We start from the raw sequence: 232 nt of genomic DNA on the forward strand, positions 1-232 counted from the left end.
GCCGTACGCCGCCATGTAGACGAACTGGTCCTTGCCGGTCACGTCGCCGGCCGCGTAGACGCCCCGCTTCGAGGTGCGCATGCGGTCGTCGACTGCGATGGCGCCCGTCGGGGTCTGGGCCACACCCACCTCGGCGAGGCCGAGATCCTCGGTGTTGGCCGTGCGCCCGGTCGCCACGATGATGCGCTCGGCCACGACAGTCTCCTGGCGACCGCCCCGCCGAACCGTGAGG

Annotated in this window: 1 protein-coding gene; it reads right to left on the minus strand. The window is 72.0% G+C overall.

Features of this window, described 5'->3' with window-relative positions; all coding sequences use genetic code 11:
* A partial coding sequence (locus KZZ04_RS20940; RefSeq protein WP_219424141.1) for an FAD-dependent oxidoreductase occupies nucleotides 1-232 on the minus strand: 232 nt, incomplete at both ends.

This window comes from Pseudoalteromonas sp. CR1, from assembly GCF_019392235.1.
Classification (GTDB): domain Bacteria; phylum Pseudomonadota; class Gammaproteobacteria; order Enterobacterales; family Alteromonadaceae; genus Pseudoalteromonas.